At 72.9% G+C, this 19772-nt stretch carries 14 protein-coding genes and 1 pseudogene; 2 read left to right on the plus strand and 13 right to left on the minus strand.

Annotated features, from left to right (window positions below; translation table 11 throughout):
* Positions 1–3 precede the first annotated feature (3 nt).
* From KUM40_RS37995 to KUM40_RS38035, 9 genes are all read right to left on the minus strand, one after another.
* Positions 4–1128 carry a pseudouridine synthase gene (locus KUM40_RS37995; RefSeq protein WP_217170880.1) on the minus strand — a complete coding sequence of 375 codons (1125 nt, stop codon included), beginning with the start codon at positions 1126–1128 and terminating at the stop codon, positions 4–6.
* Positions 1128–1781, minus strand: coding sequence for an SMC-Scp complex subunit ScpB (gene scpB / locus KUM40_RS38000; protein ID WP_217170881.1), 654 nt, complete (start codon positions 1779–1781; stop codon positions 1128–1130). Before scpB ends, KUM40_RS37995 begins: the two co-directional genes overlap by 1 nt.
* The gene (locus KUM40_RS42520) at positions 1778–3082 is read right to left on the minus strand and encodes a segregation/condensation protein A (RefSeq protein ID WP_374227464.1); all 1305 of its coding nucleotides are present in this window, start codon (positions 3080–3082) and stop codon (positions 1778–1780) included. Before KUM40_RS42520 ends, scpB begins: the two co-directional genes overlap by 4 nt.
* A 264-nt stretch (positions 3083–3346) precedes the next feature.
* Complete coding sequence (locus tag KUM40_RS38010; RefSeq protein ID WP_254396251.1) at positions 3347–3859, minus strand: hypothetical protein; 513 nt, start codon at positions 3857–3859, stop codon at positions 3347–3349.
* 41 nt (positions 3860–3900) lie between these two features.
* On the minus strand, positions 3901–5031 hold the full coding sequence (locus KUM40_RS38015) for a ParA family protein (RefSeq protein WP_217170883.1): 1131 nt from the start codon (positions 5029–5031) through the stop codon (positions 3901–3903).
* Positions 5032–5450: 419 nt separating this feature from the next.
* On the minus strand, positions 5451–6575 hold the full coding sequence (gene ald, locus KUM40_RS38020) for an alanine dehydrogenase (RefSeq protein WP_217170884.1): 1125 nt from the start codon (positions 6573–6575) through the stop codon (positions 5451–5453).
* Positions 6576–6708: 133 nt separating this feature from the next.
* Positions 6709–8736, minus strand: coding sequence for a tetratricopeptide repeat protein (locus KUM40_RS38025; protein WP_217170885.1), 2028 nt, complete (start codon positions 8734–8736; stop codon positions 6709–6711).
* A 222-nt stretch (positions 8737–8958) separates the two neighbouring features.
* Positions 8959–9594: an NUDIX hydrolase gene (locus KUM40_RS38030; RefSeq protein WP_217170886.1), complete on the minus strand. Its 636-nt coding sequence runs from the start codon at positions 9592–9594 to the stop codon at positions 8959–8961.
* Positions 9595–9679: 85 nt separating this feature from the next.
* On the minus strand, positions 9680–11347 hold the full coding sequence (locus tag KUM40_RS38035) for a CTP synthase (protein WP_217170918.1): 1668 nt from the start codon (positions 11345–11347) through the stop codon (positions 9680–9682).
* A 557-nt stretch (positions 11348–11904) separates the two neighbouring features.
* Between KUM40_RS38035 and KUM40_RS38040 the strand changes: the two genes are divergently transcribed.
* Positions 11905–13707 (plus strand): glycoside hydrolase family 15 protein, encoded by a 1803-nt coding sequence (locus tag KUM40_RS38040; protein ID WP_217170887.1) that lies wholly within the window; start codon positions 11905–11907, stop codon positions 13705–13707.
* 91 nt (positions 13708–13798) lie between these two features.
* Here the strand turns inward: KUM40_RS38040 and KUM40_RS41875 are convergent, their stop codons facing one another.
* Entirely contained in the window at positions 13799–14011 is a 213-nt protein-coding gene (locus tag KUM40_RS41875) for a hypothetical protein (protein WP_254396306.1), read from the minus strand.
* A gap of 381 nt (positions 14012–14392) precedes the next feature.
* Positions 14393–14713, minus strand: a pseudogene (locus KUM40_RS41885) (LLM class flavin-dependent oxidoreductase); the annotation flags it as partial.
* Between the two features lie 89 nt (positions 14714–14802).
* Here KUM40_RS41885 and KUM40_RS38050 point away from each other — a divergent pair.
* Positions 14803–16449 (plus strand): PucR family transcriptional regulator, encoded by a 1647-nt coding sequence (locus KUM40_RS38050; protein WP_217170888.1) that lies wholly within the window; start codon positions 14803–14805, stop codon positions 16447–16449.
* A gap of 24 nt (positions 16450–16473) precedes the next feature.
* Here the strand turns inward: KUM40_RS38050 and KUM40_RS38055 are convergent, their stop codons facing one another.
* Together KUM40_RS38055 and recN are read right to left on the minus strand one after the other, a co-directional pair.
* Complete coding sequence (locus KUM40_RS38055) at positions 16474–17622, minus strand: glycosyltransferase family 4 protein (protein ID WP_217170889.1); 1149 nt, start codon at positions 17620–17622, stop codon at positions 16474–16476.
* Between the two features lie 281 nt (positions 17623–17903).
* Entirely contained in the window at positions 17904–19646 is a 1743-nt protein-coding gene (gene recN / locus KUM40_RS38060; RefSeq protein WP_217170890.1) for a DNA repair protein RecN, read from the minus strand.
* Between the last annotated feature and the right edge of the window lie 126 nt (positions 19647–19772).

Raw genomic sequence — 19772 nt, forward strand, 5'->3', positions numbered from 1 at the left:
GGCTTAGAGTTCGACCTCCGCCATCAGCATGCCGACCTCCGTGTTGGACAGCCGGCGCAGCCAGCCCGACTTCTGGTCGCCCAGGGTGATCGGGCCGAAGCCGGTGCGCACCAGTTGGTCGACGGGGAAGCCCGCCTCCGCCAGCATCCGGCGCACGATGTGCTTGCGGCCCTCGTGGAGGGTGACCTCGACCAGGTAGTTCTTGCCGGTCTGCTCGACGACCCGGAAGTGGTCCGCGCGCGCGTACCCGTCCTCCAGTTGGATGCCGTCCTTGAGGCGCTTGCCGAGGTCGCGCGGGATCGGGCCCACGATGTGCGCGAGGTAGGTCTTCTTCACGCCGTACCGGGGGTGGGTCAGCCGGTGGGCCAGCTCACCGTGGTTGGTGAGCAGGATGACACCCTCGGTCTCGGTGTCGAGGCGGCCCACGTGGAAGAGCCGGGTCTCCCGGTTGGTGACGTAGTCACCGAGGCACTGCCGGCCCTCCGGGTCCTCCATGGTGGAGACGACACCGGCGGGCTTGTTGAGCGAGAAGAACTGGTACGACTGCGTCGCCACGGTCAGGCCGTCGACCTTGACCTCGTCCTTCTCGGGATCGACCCGCTTGCCCTGCTCGAGGACGATCTCGCCGTTGACCTCGACCCGCGCCTGCTCGATCAGCTCCTCGCAGGAACGCCGCGAGCCGTAGCCCGCGCGCGCGAGGACCTTCTGGAGCCGCTCGCCCTCCTGCTCGGCGCCCGGGAAGGTCTTGGGCGGCCTGACGTCCTTCTTGCCGGCGTACCGGTCACGGTTGCGCTCCTCGGCGCGCGCCTCGTACTCGCGGGAGGTCGCCGGGACGCTGCGCCCCCGCTGCTGGGGCCGCCTCGGGCCGCCCTTGGCACCGCCGCGGGCCGAGGGGCCGCGGCCCGACTTCGGACCGTCCTGGGTGGCGCCGGGGCCCACGTCGTAGCGCCGCTCCTCCGGGCGCGGCTTCTTCGGACGGCCGTCCTGCTTGTCGTCGCGGTTGCCACCGGCACCGCGGTGGTTACCGCGGCCACCGCCGCTCCCACCGCTCCCGCCGCGGCCGCCGCTGTTGCCACCACGGCTCCCGCCGTTGTTTCCGCTGCTGTTCCTGCCGCTGCTGCTTCGCATCAAAGTTCCGTCTTGTCGTCTGCGTCCTCGGAATCCGGGGCGTCCGGATCGAACGACGGGACCCCTTCCAGTGTGTCGGCCTCGATCGCCGCCGCCTCCGGGAGGAACGGCGCGAGCTCCGGGAGCTCGTCCAGGCCGCGCAGGCCCATCCGCTCCAGGAAGTAGTTCGTCGTCACGTACAGGATCGCACCTGTTTCGGGTTCCGTGCCCGCCTCCTCCACCAGACCCCGTTGCAGGAGGGTGCGCATCACGCCGTCGCAGTTCACGCCGCGCACCGCGGAGACGCGGCTGCGGCTGACCGGCTGGCGGTAGGCGACCACGGCGAGGGTCTCCAGCGCGGCCTGGGTGAGGCGGGCGTGCTGGCCGTCCAGGACGAAGCCCTCGACGGCCGCGGCGTACTCGGGCCGGCTGTAGAAGCGCCAGCCGCCCGCGATCAGGCGCAGCTCGAAGCCGCGGCCCTGGACGGTGTACTCGTCGGCCAGCTCGCGCAGGGCGTCCGCGATCCGCCGGCGGGGCCGCTGCAGTATCTTCGCCAGGTGTTCCTCGGTCGCGGGCTCGTCGACGACCATGAGGACGGCCTCGAGGGCGGGCTTGAGGTCAAGGTGGGCGACGCCTTCCGGCCCGCTCGCGACCTCCGTGGTCTCGTCACTCACGCCTTCCGCTCCTTCTCGGTCGACTCGGCCGCCTCGACCGCGTCGACCGGCCGGTCGAACTCGTCCGTCACCACCGGCGCGGTGTCCTCGTCGCCTCCCGTCCAGCGCACCAGCAGGTCACCGAGGGCGGTCTCCTGGTCCAGCTCGACGGCCTTCTCCCGGTACAGCTCCAGCAGGGCCAGGAAGCGGGCCACGACGGTCAGCGTGTCCTCGGTGTCCTGGACCAGCACGCGGAAGCTGGCCTCGCCCAGCTCCTTCAGCCGGGCGACGACGATCCCGGCCTGCTCCTGCACGCTGACCAGGGGCGCGTGGATGTGCTCGACGTACACCTGCGGCTTCGGCTTGGGCTGCATCGCCTTCACGGCGAGCTTGGCGAAGCCCTCGGGGCCGATGCTGATGACGACCTCGGGCAGCAGCTCGGCGTGGTGGGGCTCCAGGCCGACGGTACGGGGGTAGCGGCGGGCCTCGGCCTCGAGCCGCTCGTTGAAGATCTCCGCGATCTGTTTGTACGCGCGGTACTGGAGCAGCCGCGCGAAGAGCAGGTCGCGGGCCTCGAGCAGCGCCAGGTCGGCCTCGTCCTCGACCTCCGCGGCGGGCAGCAGCCGGGCCGCCTTCAGGTCGAGGAGCGTGGCCGCGACCACCAGGAACTCGGTCGTCTCGTCGAGGTCCCAGTCCGGCCCCATCGCCCGGATGTGCGCCATGAACTCGTCGGTCACCTTGGACAGCGCGACCTCGGTGACGTCCATCTTGTGCTTGGAGATCAACTGGAGGAGCAGGTCGAACGGCCCCTCGAAGTTGGCGAGCCGCACCTTGAAGACTCCGTCGCCGGCGTCACCACCCTCCCCGGCAGCATCCTGCGCCACGGCCCCGGACACCAGGGTGGACGTCTGCGCCCCGGCGCCCGACGGCTGTTGGCTCCCCAGGGCCTCCGGAGAGGCGATCGCGTCCCGGACGGAAGCCGTCGTTCCCGACGCCCCGGACGGCACCGGCTGCTCGGGCACCTCGGGGCCCGCAGGGGGTGTCTCGGCAGGGCCGGGGGCCGGTTCCGTCCTGGGGGCGCGTTCCGCGGCCTGCGGCCGAGGGCTCGCCGGCGTTTGCGACTCGTGCCGCACACCGACCTCCGGGCGGCCCGGCCACCGCTGTGCGCCCGCCTCCGCCTCCGGCTCGGTTGGCGTGCGGGAGGATTCCGGAGGGGTCGCGCCGCTCCGCGACGAGGCTCCCGAAGCCGTGGATTCCGGTGCCCCGGACAGGGGCGCCTCGGGGACGGCCTCGGGTCCGCGGGACTCGGAGCCGGACGGCACCTCCCCGGGCTCCCCAGGGACCTCGGGGCCCTTGGGGCCCTCAGGGGGCGCCCCGGCCGGGCCGGGGGCCGGTTCCGGCCCCGGGACGCGTTCGGCGGCCTCCGGGGCGGCGGGCGCCGCCGACGGACCGGTGCCGGGCGGTGTCTCCTCGGGGACCGGCGGAGCCACCCGCTCTGCCGGGCCTGTGCCCAGCGCGCGCCGACGGCCGGCGCGGGCGCCGGGGCTGGGAGCGTCGTTCGAGGTCATGGCCCCCGCAGGCTACCGCTACCGCCCGCGCAGCCGTCGTACGAGGATGCTGGCGTCCCCGCGGGTCTCCAGGTCGGCGAGGACCACGGCGACCGCCTCGCGGACGATGCGGCCGCGGTCGACGGCCAGGCCGTGTTCGCCCCGGAGCACCAGGCGGGCGTGCTCCAGGTCCATCAGCTCCTCGGCGGAGACGTACACGGTGATCTTCTCGTCGTGGCGCTCCCGGCCGCTGGGACGGCGCGAAGGGGACCGTCCGCGCTTGCGGGGCCGGTCGGCGGCAGAACCTTCCTGCGTCGCCGTACCCGGCCCGGGGCCGCGCGTGGAGCGCTCGGCGCCCCGGCTGCGCGACTCGCCCGCCGAGCCCGGTTCCGCGTCCGCCGCGGCGTGCTCCGCGCCCTCGCCGTCACCGCCCTGCGCGGGCACCGACTGCGGTGCGTCCTCGGCGGCGGCCCGGTCGCTCTCCCCCGCCGGCGCCGGCACCCGGGCTTCCCCGTTGGCCGGCCGTCGCGGGGAGGACGACTGGAGCGCCATTCCCCCTGTCGTACGGAAGAGTTCGTCGGCCCCCGGCAGACTCACTCGGCGTGACACCGGGCGAGCACCTCCCTGGCGAGCTGGCGGTAGGCGGCGGCACCGACGGAGTTGGACGCGTACGTGGTGATCGGCTCACCGGCGACCGTGGTCTCCGGGAAGCGGACCGTGCGCCCGATGACCGTGTGGTAGACGTGATCGTCGAACGCCTCGACGACACGCGCGAGTACCTCACGGCTGTGCACCGTGCGCGAGTCGTACATCGTGGCGAGGATGCCGTCCAGCTCCAGGTCCGGGTTGAGCCGCTCCTGGACCTTCTCGATCGTCTCGGTCAGGAGGGCCACACCGCGCAGTGCGAAGAACTCGCACTCCAGCGGCACGATCACCTTGTGCGCGGCCGTCAGCGCGTTGACCGTCAGCAGGCCGAGCGAGGGCTGGCAGTCGATCACGATGTAGTCGTAGTCGTCCATCAGCGGCTTCAGTGCCCGCTGCAGTGTCGACTCGCGCGCGACTTCGCTCACCAACTGCACCTCGGCCGCCGACAGGTCGATGTTGCTGGGCAGCAGGTCCATGTTGGGGACCGCCGTCTTCAGCAGCACCTCGTCGGCCGCCATGCCCCGCTCCATGAGCAGGTTGTAGACGGTGAGGTCGAGCTCCATCGGGTTGACGCCGAGACCGACCGACAGCGCGCCCTGCGGGTCGAAGTCGACGAGCAGCACCCGGCGCCCGTACTCGGCGAGCGCGGCACCCAGGTTGATGGTCGACGTGGTCTTGCCCACGCCGCCCTTCTGGTTGCACATCGCGATGATCTTGGCGGGGCCGTGATCGGTCAGCGGTCCCGGAATCGGGAAGTACGGCAGCGGGCGTCCGGTCGGGCCGATGCGCTCACGGCGCTGACGGGCCGCGTCGGGCGCGAGCGTGGCGGCGTACTCGGGATCCGGTTCGTACTCCGCGTCCGGGTCGTAGAAGTGCCCCTCGGGCAGTGCGTCGTAGTCGGCGAAGTGGTTGCGGGACGCGCCACTTCCGTCACCGGCCATGGCGTTCACGTGTTGGCCATCCATACTCATGTGTGCTGTCCGAGTCGCCTGCGGACTCTGGTGGGCGGCTGCGAAGGTGCGTACAGCTACGGAGCCGACAGCCTCGAGACGCCCGGGGCCGTGGGCCCGTGCAGGCATTCCTGGTTGACCACCCCCGGGAGTAAATGTCGACTCATTCACAAGTCGTCTTACCTCCTTGGTGACCAGGGAACTTCTCGACAGGTCAGCGTGGCACCATGCCGACGTTCGGCGACTCTATGGCGTGTCGGCCGTCCGCAGCAACACAATCCGCCGGACCCGGCCCGATGTGTCGGCAATGGAACATCCCTCTGTCAAGGGCGTACGGCCGTCGCACAGCAGGTTTCACCGGTGCGCGAATCGGTTGAAGCGTTACGTTCGAGGCGAGTTGACCGAGAATCGCAAAGTGACCATACACACACCCGGCCGGACCTCGTCGGGCAAGGTCCGGCCGGGTGTGCGCGGTTGACGGCGACTGTTGACGTATCGCCTTTTCCGGTTGATGACTTGGCCGAGTGACGACTTGGCCGGGTGACGACTCAGGCGAGCAGCGAGGCCAACTCCACGTGCTCGAGGCCGTGCGCCTGGGCGACCTCCTTGTAAACGACCTTGCCGTCATGGGTGTTGAGACCCTTGGCCAGCGCGGGGTCGCGGCGCAGCGCCTCGGCCCAGCCGCGGTCCGCCAGCTCCACGATGTAGGGCAGCGTGGCGTTGGTCAGCGCGTAGGTGGAGGTGTTCGGCACCGCGCCGGGCATGTTGGCGACGCAGTAGAAGACCGAGTTGTGGACCGGGAAGGTCGGCTCGGCGTGGGTGGTGGGGTGCGAGTCCTCGAAGCAGCCGCCCTGGTCGATCGCGATGTCGACAAGGACACTGCCGGGCTTCATCCGGGACACCAGCTCGTTGGTGACGAGCTTCGGGGCCTTGGCGCCCGGGATCAGCACGGCGCCGATCACGAGGTCGGCCTCCAGGCAGGCCTTCTCCAGCTCGAAGGCGTTGGAGACGACGGTCTGGATCTTCGTGCCGAAGACCTTGTCGGCCTCCTTGAGCTTGTTGATGTCCTTGTCGAGCAGGGTCACGTGGAAGCCCATGCCGATGGCGATCTGCGCCGCGTTCCAGCCGGAGACGCCGCCGCCGATGACGACGGCCCGGCCGGCCAGCACGCCGGGAACTCCGCCGGGCAGCACGCCGCGGCCGCCGTTGGCGGCCATCAGGTGGTAGGCGCCGACCTGGGGGGCGAGGCGGCCCGCGACCTCGGACATCGGGGCCAGCAGTGGCAGCGCGCGGCTGGGCAGCTCGACCGTCTCGTAGGCGATCGCGGTGGTGCCGGACTCGATGAGCGCGTCCGTGCATTCCTTGGAGGCGGCCAGGTGCAGGTAGGTGAAGAGCGTCTGGTCCTTGCGCAGGCGGTGGTACTCCTGCGCGATCGGCTCCTTGACCTTGAGCACCAGGTCGGCGGTGGCCCAGACCTCGTCCGCGGTGTCGAGTATCCGCGCGCCGGCCGCGACGTACTCGGCGTCGGGGATCGAGGAGCCGACGCCGGCGTCGCGCTCGATGACGACCTGGTGACCGTGGCGCACCAGTTCGTGCACGCCGGCGGGGGTGATGGCCACCCGGAACTCGTTGTTCTTGACCTCGCGGGGGATGCCGACCTTCACGTGGATCACGGTCCTTGGCTCAGAGGATGGGCTATTACAAGGCATACCCGCTCAAGCGCGGGCACACCGGGAGAGACCGCAGGAGAACGCGCGGCAGAGCCAGTCTAATGAAGGTGTTCTCTCTGTCCAGCCTTTCAAAGAGTCAATCTTCAGTCACCGCGCTGCGGATTTCGCAGGCGTCTGCGGACTCTTCCCTCAGCATGCGCTCCGCAGTGCCGCGCTGCAGGCCGGCCGCGGTGGGGTCGCCGAGCCGGTCGAGCGTGTCGGCGAGCCGCAGGTGCAGCGCGGCCTGGAGGCGTACGTCCTCGGCCCGGCGGGCCCAGTCGACGGCCTCCTGGCAGGTGCGCAGCGATTCCTCGGGGCGCCCGGCGTACTCCTGGACGCGGGCCAGCTCGGACAGGGCCCGCGCGTGCGCGGCCACGTCGTCGGCCTTGCGGTACCCGGCGAGGGCCGCGCGCCAGGACCGCACCGCCTCGCCGTAGCGGCCGGCGTAGGTGTGGGTCGTGGCGATGCGGCCGTAGATCCGGGCGGCGTCGGCCCGCTCGTCCCGGGCGAGCCGCTGGGCGAGCGCCCGGCCGAACCAGTCGGCGGCCCGGTCGTAGTCCCCGAGCTCCAGGTGGGCGCCGCCCACGGATTCCATCGCGCGGCCGGTGGCGTACGGGTCGTTCGCCTCGCGTCCGGCGTCCAGCGCGGCCCGGTAGCGCACCAGGGCCTCGGCGGTGCGGCCGGTGCGGGCGTCCAGGTCGGCCAGGTTCAGCAGGGCCGCCGCCTTCTCCCGGGGCAGCTCGCGGCGTTCGGCCACGTCGAGGACGAGGCGGTGGATGCCGTACAGGTCGGGGGCCGCCGCCCGGGTGCCGAAGTGGGCCACCATGGCCCGCACAAGCTGGGACATCAGCCTGCGGGCGAGGGTGTCCAGCTCGCCGTCGGCGACCGCGAGGCGGGCCGAGGCCAGCAGGGCGGGGCGCCGGGCGCGCAGCCAGTCGGCGGCGGCCCTCGGGTGGGGGAAGCGCAGGTCGCGCGGCGTGGCGAGGAGCTTCTCGCGGGCCTGCGGACTGTCGGTCTCGGTGACCGCGCGGCAGGACTGGAGCAGCCGCACCGTCCGCTCCAGCATGCGGGCGCGGGCGAGCTGGAGCTCGGCGGGCCGGTCGTGTCTCAGGGCGAGGGCCCGGAGCTGGGCGTGCAGGCATCCGGGGACCTCGTACTCGGGCAGCGTCGAGTCGACGGCGCGCACCAGGCCGAGGGCGACGAAGTCGTCCAGGGTGCTGCGGGCGCCGTTCACCGAGCAGCCGGCGAGCGCGGAGGCGGTGTGCGGGTCGACCAGGCCGGCCGGGGCGAGGGAGAGCAGTCGCAGTATCCGGGCGGCGGGGCCGGGCAGGGAGGCGTAGACGAGGCGGAAGACTCGGCTGAACGCGGTCCCCTCGTCGCCCTCCGCGTGCACGTGCTTGGCGAGGTCGGCGACGGCCGCCTGGGGACGGGCGGCGAGCCAGCCGCCGGCCAGGGTCAGCGCGGCGGGCTGGGCCTGGCAGACCTCGGCCAGTTGTTCGGCGGCCCGGGGGTCGACGGTGATGCGGACCGAGCCGGTGTGCCGGGACAGCAGCTCCACGGCCGACTTGGTGTCGAGGCCCCCAAGGGTGCACGGGCGGACGTCCGTGATGCCGGTCAGCGGGCCCTCGGCCACGACCACGGCCAGGCAGTCCGGGGTGTCCGGCAGCAGGGCGTCGACCTGTTCGGCGTCGGCGGCGGCGTCCAGCAGGAGCAGGACCCTGCGGTCGGCGAGGACGGTGCGCAGGGCCTCGGTGAGGTCGTCCTCGCCGGCCCCGGGCGGGGCGGGGTGGTCCAGCTCGCCGAGCAGTTCCCGGGCGAGGCGCTCCACGGGCACGCGGGTGCCGTCCGGTTCGCTCAGCCGGGCCCGCAGCACGCCGTCGGGGTACTTGTCCGCGACCTGGGCCGCCAGTTCCTCGGCGAGCGCGGTGCGCCCCGAGCCGGGCCGGCCCGCGATGAGCAGCACGCGCGCGCGGGGGGCCTTGCGGCCGGAGAGGGTGTCCAGGCCGGCGCGCTCGATGTCGGCGCGCAGCTCCTTCAACTCCCGGGTGCGGCCCAGGAACCCGGTTTCCTCAGCAGGGTCCTCCGACAGCCGTACGCCGTCCGTGTCCACCGCCTGATCCGTCACGGGCCACACTCCCGATCCCACCGCACGCCGGCACCCGCCGGAACCCCGGTTCGGGCGTTTCCCGAGCCTAGTTCACGCTCTGCTACATTCCCGGCGGAGCGCGGCGGGCACGTCCCTCGATCGGATCAACCGATGGTCACACCGGCATGGTGCAACGGCGGCGTTCGGACCGCGACACGCTCGGGCCTTGACGCCACACGCTCAGGCCTCGACGCGACGCGCTCAGACCTCGAAGGGACGCGCCGGCCAGGGCGCCTGGGCCGCACGGAGCGCGTCGAGTCCGTCGCCCCGCTCCGCCGCGACCAGCGAGAGCACGCCCACGACCAGGCAGTTGTTGTGCAGCTCCCCCGCGAGCACCCCCCGGACCAGGTCCGCGACGGGCACCCGCTCCAGCTCCATGTCGGCCTCTTCGTCCTCGACCTCGAAGCGCTCCCCCTCGGCCTCGGACAGGTCCCGGGCGAGGAAGATCCGTACGGCCTCGTCGCAGCCGCCGGGGGTGGTGTAGACGTCGGTCAGCACCCGCCAGTCCTCGGCCTTGACGTGCGCCTCCTCGTACAGCTCGCGCTGGGCGGCGTGCAGCGGGTTCTCGCCGGGGACGTCGAGCAGGCCGGCCGGGATCTCCCACAGCTTCTCGCGCACGGGGTGCCGGTACTGCCGGACGAGCAGCACCCGGCCCTCGCCGTCCAGGGCGAGGACGGCCACGGAGCCGGGGTGGACCTGGTAGTCGCGGGTCGCCACGGAGCCGTCGGGCATGACCACGTCGTCGGTGCGGACGGAGGTCTTGTTGCCCCGGAAGGGAGTCCGGGTGCCGCGGACCTCCCACTCCTCGGGGCTGTCCTTGATCGTGCTGCCCGTCATCCCTGACCTGTCCTTCCAGACGTACGCGAAAGCCGGGGCCCGCGCCGTTGAGTGCGCGCGCCCCGGCCACCGTACAACTGGTGTGCTACTTCGACGTCTTCCGCTCGACCGCGGCCTTGACCAGCCCGGCGAAGAGCGGGTGCGGGCGGGTCGGGCGCGAGCGCAGCTCCGGGTGCGCCTGCGTGGCGACCAGGTACGGGTGGACGTCGCGCGGGTACTCGACGTACTCGACGAGCTTGCCGTCCGGGGAGGTGCCCGAGAAGACGAGGCCGGCCTTCTTCTCCAGCTCCGCGCGGTAGGCGTTGTTCACCTCGTAGCGGTGGCGGTGCCGCTCCTCGACGTACTCCTTGTCGTCGTAGACCTCGCGCACGATGGAGCCCTCGGCCAGCTTCGCCGGGTACATGCCGAGCCGCATGGTGCCGCCCATGTCGCCCTCGCCTGCCACGATGTCGAGCTGCTCGGCCATGGTGGAGATGACCGGGTGGCCGGTGGCCGGGTCGAACTCGGTGGAGTTGGCGTCCGAGATGCCGGCCAGGCTGCGCGCGGCCTCGACCACGATGCACTGCAGGCCCAGGCACAGGCCGAGCAGCGGGATCCGGTTCTCGCGGGCGTACTTGATCGCGCCGACCTTGCCGAGCACGCCGCGGTCGCCGAAGCCGCCCGGGATGCAGATCGCGTCGACGTCGCCGAGCTGCGCCTTGGCCCCGGCCGAGGTCTTGCAGTCGTCGGACGTGACCCACTTGATCTTCACGCGGGCCTTGTTGGCGAAGCCGCCCGCGCGCAGCGCCTCGGTGACCGAGAGGTAGGCGTCGGGCAGGTCGATGTACTTGCCGACCAGGGCCATGACGATCTCGTGGTCGGGCTTGTGGACGCGGTCGAGCAGGTCGTCCCAGGTCGTCCAGTCCACGTCGCGGAACGGCAGGTCCATCCTGCGGACGACGTAGGCGTCCAGGCCCTCGGTGTGGATGACCTTGGGGATGTCGTAGATCGAGCGGGCGTCGGGGCAGGCCACGACCGCGGCCTCGTCGACGTCGCACATCAGGGAGATCTTGCGCTTGATCGCGGTCGGCACCTCGCGGTCGCAGCGCAGCACGATCGCGTCCGGCTGGATACCGATGTTGCGCAGCGCCGCGACCGAGTGCTGGGTCGGCTTCGTCTTGAGCTCGCCCGAGGGGCCGATGTACGGCAGGAGCGAGATGTGGACGACGAAGACGTTGTCGCGGCCCACCTCGTGCCGGACCTGGCGGACGGTCTCCAGGAACGGCAGCGACTCGATGTCGCCGACGGTGCCGCCGACCTCGGTGATCACGACGTCGACCTCGTCCGTCGCCATGCGGCGGATGCGGTGCTTGATCTCGTTGGTGATGTGCGGGATGACCTGCACCGTGTCGCCGAGATACTCGCCGCGCCGCTCCTTGGCGATCACCGTCGAGTAGACCTGGCCCGTAGTGACATTGGCGGAGCCGTCCAAGTCACGGTCGAGGAAGCGCTCGTAGTGTCCGATGTCCAGGTCGGTTTCCGCACCGTCGTTGGTGACGAACACCTCACCGTGCTGGAAGGGGTTCATCGTGCCGGGGTCGACATTGAGGTACGGGTCGAGCTTCTGCATCACGACGCGCAGACCCCGTGCCTTGAGCAGCATGCCGAGGCTGGAGGCGGTCAGCCCCTTGCCGAGCGAGGAGGCGACACCCCCGGTGACGAAGATGTGCTTGGTCGTCGAAGCTGTGCTGTTTCGAAAAGCAGCGGGCGGCATGGCCAAGAGGGGGCTCCCGTGGTCGCGGTCTGGGGTGCGGTGCGCGCGTCCTTCGACCCGGTCGTCCCGGAGGTCGTCGGCGGCGCCGTCGCTGCGGTTCCGGGGTTTTTCTCCCACCGGTCCACGGGCTACCAGCGTATCAGCGCCTCGGGGCGATGGCTTCCGGACACCCTCCGCGCACGCCCGGACACGCAGACGGGAGCGTCACCGTTTCCTCACCGGGTGGTCACCCGTTCGGCGGACCCGGGTTGCCCGGAGCGGCACACAGATCATCTACGTGCGTCGTATCCTGCTCGGACGTTCGCTGCCGAGCCCGCCCGGCGACATGGCACCACCCCTCGCCCGTCAGCCCCGGAACAACGAGAGCTCGTCAGTTCGTTGAGCAACAATTGTCGTTTGCGGCACAGCGTTTGGCTCCACGGCCCGACGGCTGCTTTGCTTCATGGCTCAACGACACATGACACACATCCCACTGACACACACCCCTGACCCCACCCTTGACCGCACTAGCGACCGCCCCCACGTGGGGTGACGTGGCCGTTCGACTGGAGTTGCACGTGGCCGGGCGCATCGAAGACTACGCACTCATCGGAGACATGCAGACCGCTGCCCTGGTCTGCCGGAACGGCACAGTCGACTGGCTGTGCCTGCCCCGCTTCGACTCGCATGCCATCTTCGCCGGTCTGCTCGGCACCGGGGAGCACGGCTTCTGGCGGCTGGGACCCGCCTACTCCCCCGGTGCCGAACCACCCGTCGCGGCCCGGCGGAACTACCGCGGCGACTCGCTGATCCTGGAGTCCGAGTGGGACACCTCGCGCGGCACGGTCCGGGTGACCGATTTCATGCCGCCGCGCGACGGCGCGCCGCAGTTGATCCGGATCGTGGAGGGCGTCTCCGGCCGGGTGCCGATGCGCTCGGAGCTGCGGATGCGGTTCAGCTACGGCCGGGTGGTCCCCTGGGTGCACAAGCACGAGGGCCGCACGGTGGCCGTCGCGGGTCCGGACTCCGTGTGGTTCGACACGGAGGCGGAGACCTACGGCAAGGCGCTGACCACGTACGCGGACTTCACGGTGGCGCCGGGTGACCGGATCGCGTTCACCATCTCGTGGGAGCCCTCGCACAAGGAGCCGCCGGCGCTGCCCGAGCCCGAGCAGTCGCTGGTGGCCACCGAGGACTTCTGGCGCGACTGGGTCGAGCACTGCACGTACCACGGTCCCTACCGGGAGGCCGTGGTCCGCTCCCTGATCACGCTGAAGGCCCTGACGTACGCCCCCACCGGCGGCATCGTGGCCGCGCCCACCACCTCCCTGCCGGAGGACATCGGCGGCGTCCGCAACTGGGACTACCGCTACACCTGGCTGCGGGACGCCGCGATCACCCTGTCCTCGCTGCTGCGCACCGGATACCGCGAGGAGGCCCGGGCGTGGCGCGAGTGGCTGCTGCGCGCGGTCGCGGGCGACCCGGAGAACCTGCAGATCATGTACGGCATCGCCGGTGAGCGTGAACTGGGCGAGGCGGAGCTGGACTGGCTGCCGGGCTACGAGAACTCCACCCCGGTCCGGGTCGGCAACGGCGCGGCCCACCAGCTCCAGCTAGACGTGTACGGCGAGGTGACCGAGGCCCTGCACCTGGGCCACATGACGGGGCTGGCCCGCAACGACTACGCCTCGGTGCTCCAGCTCAAGCTGATCCGCTACCTGGAGTCCCACTGGCACGAGCCGGACGAGGGCATCTGGGAGGTGCGCGGCCCGCGCCGGCACTTCGTGCACTCCAAGGTGATGGCCTGGGTCGCCGTCGACCGCACCATCAAGCTGATCGAGTCCGGCGACGCGGACGGCCCGCTGGAGCGCTGGAAGCAACTGCGCGACGACATCCACCGAGACGTGTGCGAGAAGGGCTACGACAAGGAACGCAACACCTTCACGCAGTCCTACGGCTCCCGGGAGCTGGACGCCTCCCTGCTGCTGATCCCGCAGATGGGCTTCCTGCCGCCGGACGACAAGCGGGTCATCGGCACCATCGAGGCCATCCAGCGTGAGCTGTCCACGTCGGACGGCTTCATCCTGCGCTATCCGACGGACGGCAAGGACGAGGGCGTGGACGGCCTGCCGGGCGACGAGGGCGCCTTCCTCGCCTGCTCGTTCTGGATGGCCGACGACCTCGCGATGATCGGCCGGGTGGACGAGGCCCGCAAGCTCTTCGAGAAGCTGCTCTCCCTGCGCAACGACCTCGGCCTGCTGGCCGAGGAATGGGACCCCCACCTCCAACGCCAGGTCGGCAACTTCCCCCAGGCCTTCAGCCACGTCCCCCTCATCGACACGGCACTACGCCTGACGGCGAGCGGGGCGTACGGGGGCTGAACCGACCCGGGCACGAGGGGGTGGGCGCCGACCTCGCGCAAGGTCGGCGCCTCGGCCCGCGCATGCCCCGCTGCGGCACCCGCGCGGTCGTTCAGCCGGCCAGTGAGCCGACCAGTGCCGTCGGCGTCCGTTCTCCGCCGGGGTTGCCGGCCGTCGCGGGTACCAGGGCGGTCTCGTCCAGGCCGGCCTCGGCACAGGCGTCCGTCCGGGCCCGTACGGTGTCGAGGTCGCCGATCAGACCCACCGTGGCCGCCGCCTCCGGTGGCAGCGCCCGCAGGCAGGGTGTCGGGGTCGGCGCCGCCACGGGCCGACCCGACCGCCTCGCCGAAACCGGCGGCCTCGAACAGTGCCTCGAACAGTGAGCGAGGCGGGGTCGGGGTCCTCGGCGGCGGGCACCCACGCGGCGGCGTCGGCGGGGTCCGCCCGGCCTCGTCGGCCGCCGCGACGAGCTTGGCGCACAGGACACGTACCTGCTCGGGCGAGACCACGTCCAGCAGCATGCGGTCGGCGTACCGCGCCGCGACGGAGATCGCGCGGTCGCCGAAGGCCGCCACGGTGAGCGGACCCCCCGGTGGCCGGTGGCCGATGCCGTCGCACGAAGCCGCTGCCGGGCACCACGGGCTCCCCCGGCGTCCCGTGCAGCGGTTCCCGCGGTGCCGCGGCCGTCTCCTCCGGGGCGGCCGTGCACCCCCTCGACCACCCGCTTGCCGGACGTGTCCAGCGCCACCCCGACCGGGGGCCCGGTGACCGCGGCCGCCGAGGCGGCGCGCCGAGCGATGCCGTGCGGATCCCGCACCGACACGGCGACAGGCCCGGCGGTCAGAGCGACCCGCCCGGTGCCCGCCCCGACGGCCGCGGCCGGCACGAACGCGTCCCAGGCCGGTCCCTCCCCCAGCCACACCTCGGAGTAGCCCAGCCGGTCGGCCCGCACCGCCACCCGCAGGGGCTCGTCGAGGGAGCCGTCGTCCTCACGTGCGGCGGCCACCACGGTGATGTTCATGGTCATGGCCCGTCGACCACCCGGTCGCCGCCGTGCCGACCGGCGTCCCGTCCCGGGGATGTCCCGACCAGGGGCGCACGGGTAGCGTCCGGCTCATGGACAGCGGCAGGAACAGCGGATTCGACACGCAGGGCGCCGGGATCACCGTGCAGCGGGCACTGGAGCTGCCCGGGCTGCGCAGTGGCCTGCCGGAGATCCTGGCCGGTGCCGACCGCCTGCACCGGACCGTGCGCTGGGTGCACGCCGGTGAGGTGCCCAACATCGCCTCGCTCCTCAAGGGCGGCGAACTGCTGCTGACCACGGGGTACGGCCTGGGCACCCGCCCCGCCGAGCAGCGGGCGTTCGTCCGCACGCTGGCCGAGCGCGGCATCGCGGCCCTCGTCGTGGAGCTGGGCCCGCGCTTCGCCCGGCTGCCCGCGGCCCTGGTCGACACGGCCCGCGCGGCCGGGCTGCCGCTGGCGCAGTTGCACCGCGAGGTGCCGTTCGTCACGGTCACCGAGGAGATCCACACCGAGATCGTCAACGGCCACTACGCGCTGCTCCAACGGGCCGAGGAGGTGCACCGCCGCTGCACCGAGGCCCTGCTGGGCGGCGGCGGAGTGCCTCAGGTCCTCGCCATCCTGGCCGACTTCGCCGGCAACCCCGTCTTCCTGGAGACGACCGACGGCCGCCTGCTGTACGCCGCCGGTTCCGGCCCCGAGGGAGCCGACCCCCTCCAGGTCTGGGAGGGGCTGCGCGGCCCGCACAAGGAGGCGCCGCCCCCGGCGGGCTCGGTCCTGGTGGACGTGCCCGGCGGAGGACCCGGCGCCGGGTCGGTCCGGGCCCGGATGGTCCTGCTGCCGGTACGGTCCCCGCTGGCGCCGGTGCACCGGATGGCGGCGGAGCGGGCGGCCGGCATCCTCGCCGTGGTGCTGATGCAGGCACGGCAGGAGGAGGAGCTGGCGGCGCGCGGACGCGGCGACTTCCTCACCGACCTCGCCGAGGGCCGGATCGCGGCGGAGGACGCCCCGGCCCAGGCACGCGTCCTGGGCTTCAAGCCGGGCGGCAGCCCGTTGCTCCCGGTGGTGATGCGGCTCGGCGACGCCCTGTCCCCCGCGGGCGGCGGCTGGGCGGTGCTGGCACGCGCGGTCGCCGAGGAGCTCGCGTCGGTGGGGGTGCCGGTGCTGCTGGGCGTACGGCCGGTGGAGGGCCGGGTTCCGCTGCTCCTCGGCCTGCGCTCGGAGTCGGAGCGGGCGGCCGTCGCCGACCGGGTCGCGGCGGCGCTGCGGGCGGGCGTGGAGCGGGCCGGGATGCGGCGGCCGGGGGCGCAGCCGCCCGTCGTGGTCGTCGGGGTGGCCGGGGGCTGGGCGGCGGCGTCGGCGGGCCTGCGGCACGCGGCGGAGACGGCGACCGCGGCACAGGGCCTCACCGACCGGCCCTGGTACGACGCCCGGCGCCTCGACATCGACCTGCTGCTGTGGCGGCTGCGCGGCCATCCCGACCTCGCGGCCTTCGTGGACCGGGCGATCGGCCCGCTGCGCGAGCACGACGACCGCTCGAAGCCGCCCCTGCTGCCCACCCTCCAGACGTACTTGGCGCACGCCGGCCGCAAGGCGGAGACGGCGCGCGAACTCCATCTCAACCGGCAGACGCTCTACAACCGGCTGGCGCGGATCGGTGAGTTGCTGGGCACCGACCTCGACGACCCGCAGACCGTCCTGGCGTTGAGCCTGGCCCTGCGCGCCCGACGGCACGTCTCCTGAGGGCCGGGCCCGCGAGGCGGGCGCTCAAGGCAACGGTGTGGGCTGGGTCAACTCGTCGTAGACGCTGAGGACCTGGGCGACGGTCTCGTCCTCGGTCGGCCAGGTGGCCGCCTGCCGTATGCCCCGCTCCCGCAGTTCGTCCCGCCGCGCGGGGTCGTCGAGGAGGCGGACGACGGCGTCGGCGAGCGCCTCCGCGTCCCCGGGCGGGACGAGTTCGGCGGCGTCGCCGACCAGTTCGGGGATGCCGCCCACGTCGCCCGCGACTAGCGGCACGCGCGCGTGGAGCGCCTCCTGGGCCAGAACGGAACGCCCGGTCTCCCGGCGGCTCGGCAACAGCGCGACGTCGGCCGCCGCCAGCAGCTCGGGGACGTCGTCGCGGCTGCCGACGAGCACCACCGGCAGTCCCTCGCCCTCGATCCGCTCCTGCAACTCCCCGCGCAGCGGCCCCTCACCGGCGACGACGACCAGCGGCGCCGGGTCGAGGCGGCGCCACACGCGCGCGGCGTCGAGCAGGACGTCGTACCCCCGGTGCCGCTCCAGGGAGCCGACCGCGACCAGCAACGGGCGGCCGATGGCACCGAGTCCGGCCCGGACCTTGGGGCGCAGCCGGTCGGGGTCCTCGGGCCCGGCGGGCCGGACCGGCCGGGCGGGCAGCGCGACGGGGCCGAGCCGGGCGTCGCGCGCGCCCGTCCGCCGCGCCCCGTCGACCAGTTCCGAGGTGGCGCCGAGCACCACGGTGGCGGCCTTCATCACCCGCCGTTCCAGCACGCGCAGGAGCTGGGCGCGCGCCCCCTCGGCGTGCACGCGGTCGTGCCAGGTGACGACGAGCGGAGTGCGCACGCGCCGCCCGCCGAGGGCCAGGGCGGCCCGGAAGGAGGCGTGCAGTCCGTGCGCGTGCACCAGGTCGGCGTTCGCGCACACCGTTCGCAGCGCGGCGACCGAGACGGGGTCGCTGCTGCGCGGGACGTGCACGTGGTCGGCTCCGGCGCCCGTGAAGTCGTAGGTGCACTCCGCATCGGAGGGGGCGCACACGGTCACTTTCACGCCCCGTGCGACAAGCCCCGCGGCCAGCGAGCGCACGTGCGCGCTGCTGCCGGCGTTGCCGCCGCCCAGCACCTGCACGGTGCGCAGTGGCTGCTGGCCGTGCGGTGAGTGGCTGCTCACGGGGGTCACCTGGCCGGGGCTCCTGGTTCGGCGGGGGACGGTCACGAAGAACGTACAGAAGGATGGTGGGGACGGGGCACGCCGCGCGGTTTCCTGTGCGCCGCTCCGTCAAGGATGCCAGGCCGCACGGGTGTTCCGGGAACGACGACCAGCGCGACGGGACAACAGGCAACCCACCGACTGACCACCGCCTGACCACCGGCAAGCCACCGGTGAGCCGCCAACTCAGAACCACCTCACTCGTACGAGTGAACGTGTCGCGGTCGTCCGTCCCTCTCCCCCCGGCCGGGCTACGCGTCCGCCCGGGCCGTCGCGAGCAGTTCCTCCGCGTGGGCGCGGGCCGTCTCGGAGTCCTCCTGGCCGGCGAGCATGCGGGAGAGTTCCCGGACGCGATCCTCGCCCTCGAGGACCTTGACGCCGGAGCGGGTCACCGAGCCGTCGTTCGTCTTCTCCACCAAAAGCTGCCGGTCGGCGAACGCGGCCACCTGCGGAAGATGCGTGACGACCACGACCTGCGCGCCCTTCGCCAGCCGCGCGAGGCGCCGGCCGATCTCCACCGCCGCCTTGCCGCCGACGCCGGCGTCGACCTCGTCGAAGAGGTACGTCGGCACCGGATCGGTCCCGGCGAAGACGACCTCCACGGCCAGCATCACGCGGGACAGCTCACCACCGGACGCGCCCTTGGCGATCGGCCGCGGCGGCGCACCCGGATGCGGGGCGAGCAGCAGCTCCACCTCGTCGGTGCCCGACGGCCCGTACGCGACCGGCCGGCCGCCGACCTCCACGCCCTCCGGGTCCTCGGTCTGCCGGATCGCGAAGGACACGCGCGCGTGCGGCATGGCGAGCGAGGCCAGCTCTGCGGTCACCGCGGCGGCAAACCTCTCGGCGGCATCGGTACGCGCGTCGGTCAGCGCCTGGGCCAGCCCGCCCAGTTCCGCCCGCAGCGCGTCCCGCTCGGCGGTCAGCTCACCGATCCGCTCGTCGTCGCCGTCCAGCTCGGTCAGCCGCGCGGCGCTCTGCTCGGTCCAGGTCAGCACGGCGGTGACGTCCTCGCCGTACTTCCGGGTCAGCGTGGTGAGCGCGGCCCGGCGCTCCTCGACCGCGGCCAGCCGCAGCGGGTCGGCGTCCAGGTCGTCGGCGTATCCGGCGAGTTCCCCGGCCACGTCGCGCAGCAGGATGCCGACCTCGCCGATCCGCTCGGCGAGTCCGGCCAGCGCCGGGTCGTGGGACCGTACGGCGTCCAGGGCCCGCTGCGCGCCCGCGACGAGCGTCGCCGCGTCCACACCCTCGGGGTCCTCCGGGTTGCCCGCCAGGGCGGCGTGGGCGGCCGTGGCGGCCGACGCGAGCGCCTCGGCGTGGCCCAGCCGCTCCGCCTCCTGAGCCAGCTCCACGTCCTCGCCTGCGCGCGGTTCGACGGCCGACACCTCGTCGAGGCCGTAGCGCAGCAGGTCGGCCTCCTGGGCGCGCTCACGCGCGCGCGTGGTGATCTCGTCCAGCTCGGTGGCGACGGCCCGCAGCCGCCGGTAGGCCTCGGCGTACTTGGCGAGCGGTCCGGCGACCGCGTCACCCGCGTACCGGTCCAGGGCCTGCCGCTGCCGGGACAGTTTGAGCAGCCCCTGCTGGTCGGTCTGCCCGTGCACGGCCACCAGCTCGTCGGCCAGTTCGGCGAGCATCCCCACCGGCACCGACCGCCCGCCCAGGTGCGCGCGCGAGCGCCCCTCGGCGGAAACTGTACGGCTGATCAGCAGCGCCCCGTCGTCCAGTTCGGCCCCGGCCTCCTCGGCCCGGACGGCGACCGCGGCGCCCCCGGGCACGGCGATCCGCCCCTCGACGACCGCGCTCTTCGCCCCGATCCGCACAAGCGCCGCGTCCGCGCGTCCGCCCAGCAGCAGCCCCAGGCTGGTGACCACCATGGTCTTGCCGGCACCCGTCTCACCGGTGACAGCGGTGAACCCGGGCGACAGCTCGACCACGGCGTCGTCGATGACTCCGAGCGACCGTATCCGCATCTCCTCAAGCACGGACCCGACCATACGAGGTCGAGGGCGGGAAGCGCACACAGGCCACCCATGTCACGCCGGGAAGGCGCATGCCGCCAGGGGCGCGGAACTGCGCTGATCGCGGCTGCGCCGCGGGGCGCGACCAGCCACTACGCACCC

The sequence above is a fragment of the Streptomyces sp. AC512_CC834 genome, assembly GCF_019049325.1.
In the GTDB taxonomy this organism is placed as follows: Bacteria; Actinomycetota; Actinomycetes; order Streptomycetales; family Streptomycetaceae; genus Streptomyces.

What these genes read in the sequence shown, in the direction of transcription:
- KUM40_RS38010 (WP_254396251.1), bottom strand. Translation starts at nt 3,859, where the DNA reads ATGGCGCTCCAGTCGTCCTCCCCGCGACGGCCGGCCAACGGGGAAGCC.
- KUM40_RS38035 (WP_217170918.1), bottom strand. Translation starts at nt 11,347, where the DNA reads ATGCCGCCCGCTGCTTTTCGAAACAGCACAGCTTCGACGACCAAGCAC.
- KUM40_RS38015 (WP_217170883.1), bottom strand. Translation starts at nt 5,031, where the DNA reads ATGCCTGCACGGGCCCACGGCCCCGGGCGTCTCGAGGCTGTCGGCTCC.
- KUM40_RS38030 (WP_217170886.1), bottom strand. Translation starts at nt 9,594, where the DNA reads ATGACGGGCAGCACGATCAAGGACAGCCCCGAGGAGTGGGAGGTCCGC.
- KUM40_RS37995 (WP_217170880.1), bottom strand. Translation starts at nt 1,128, where the DNA reads ATGCGAAGCAGCAGCGGCAGGAACAGCAGCGGAAACAACGGCGGGAGC.
- KUM40_RS38050 (WP_217170888.1), top strand. Translation starts at nt 14,803, where the DNA reads ATGGACAGCGGCAGGAACAGCGGATTCGACACGCAGGGCGCCGGGATC.
- recN (WP_217170890.1), bottom strand. Translation starts at nt 19,646, where the DNA reads ATGGTCGGGTCCGTGCTTGAGGAGATGCGGATACGGTCGCTCGGAGTC.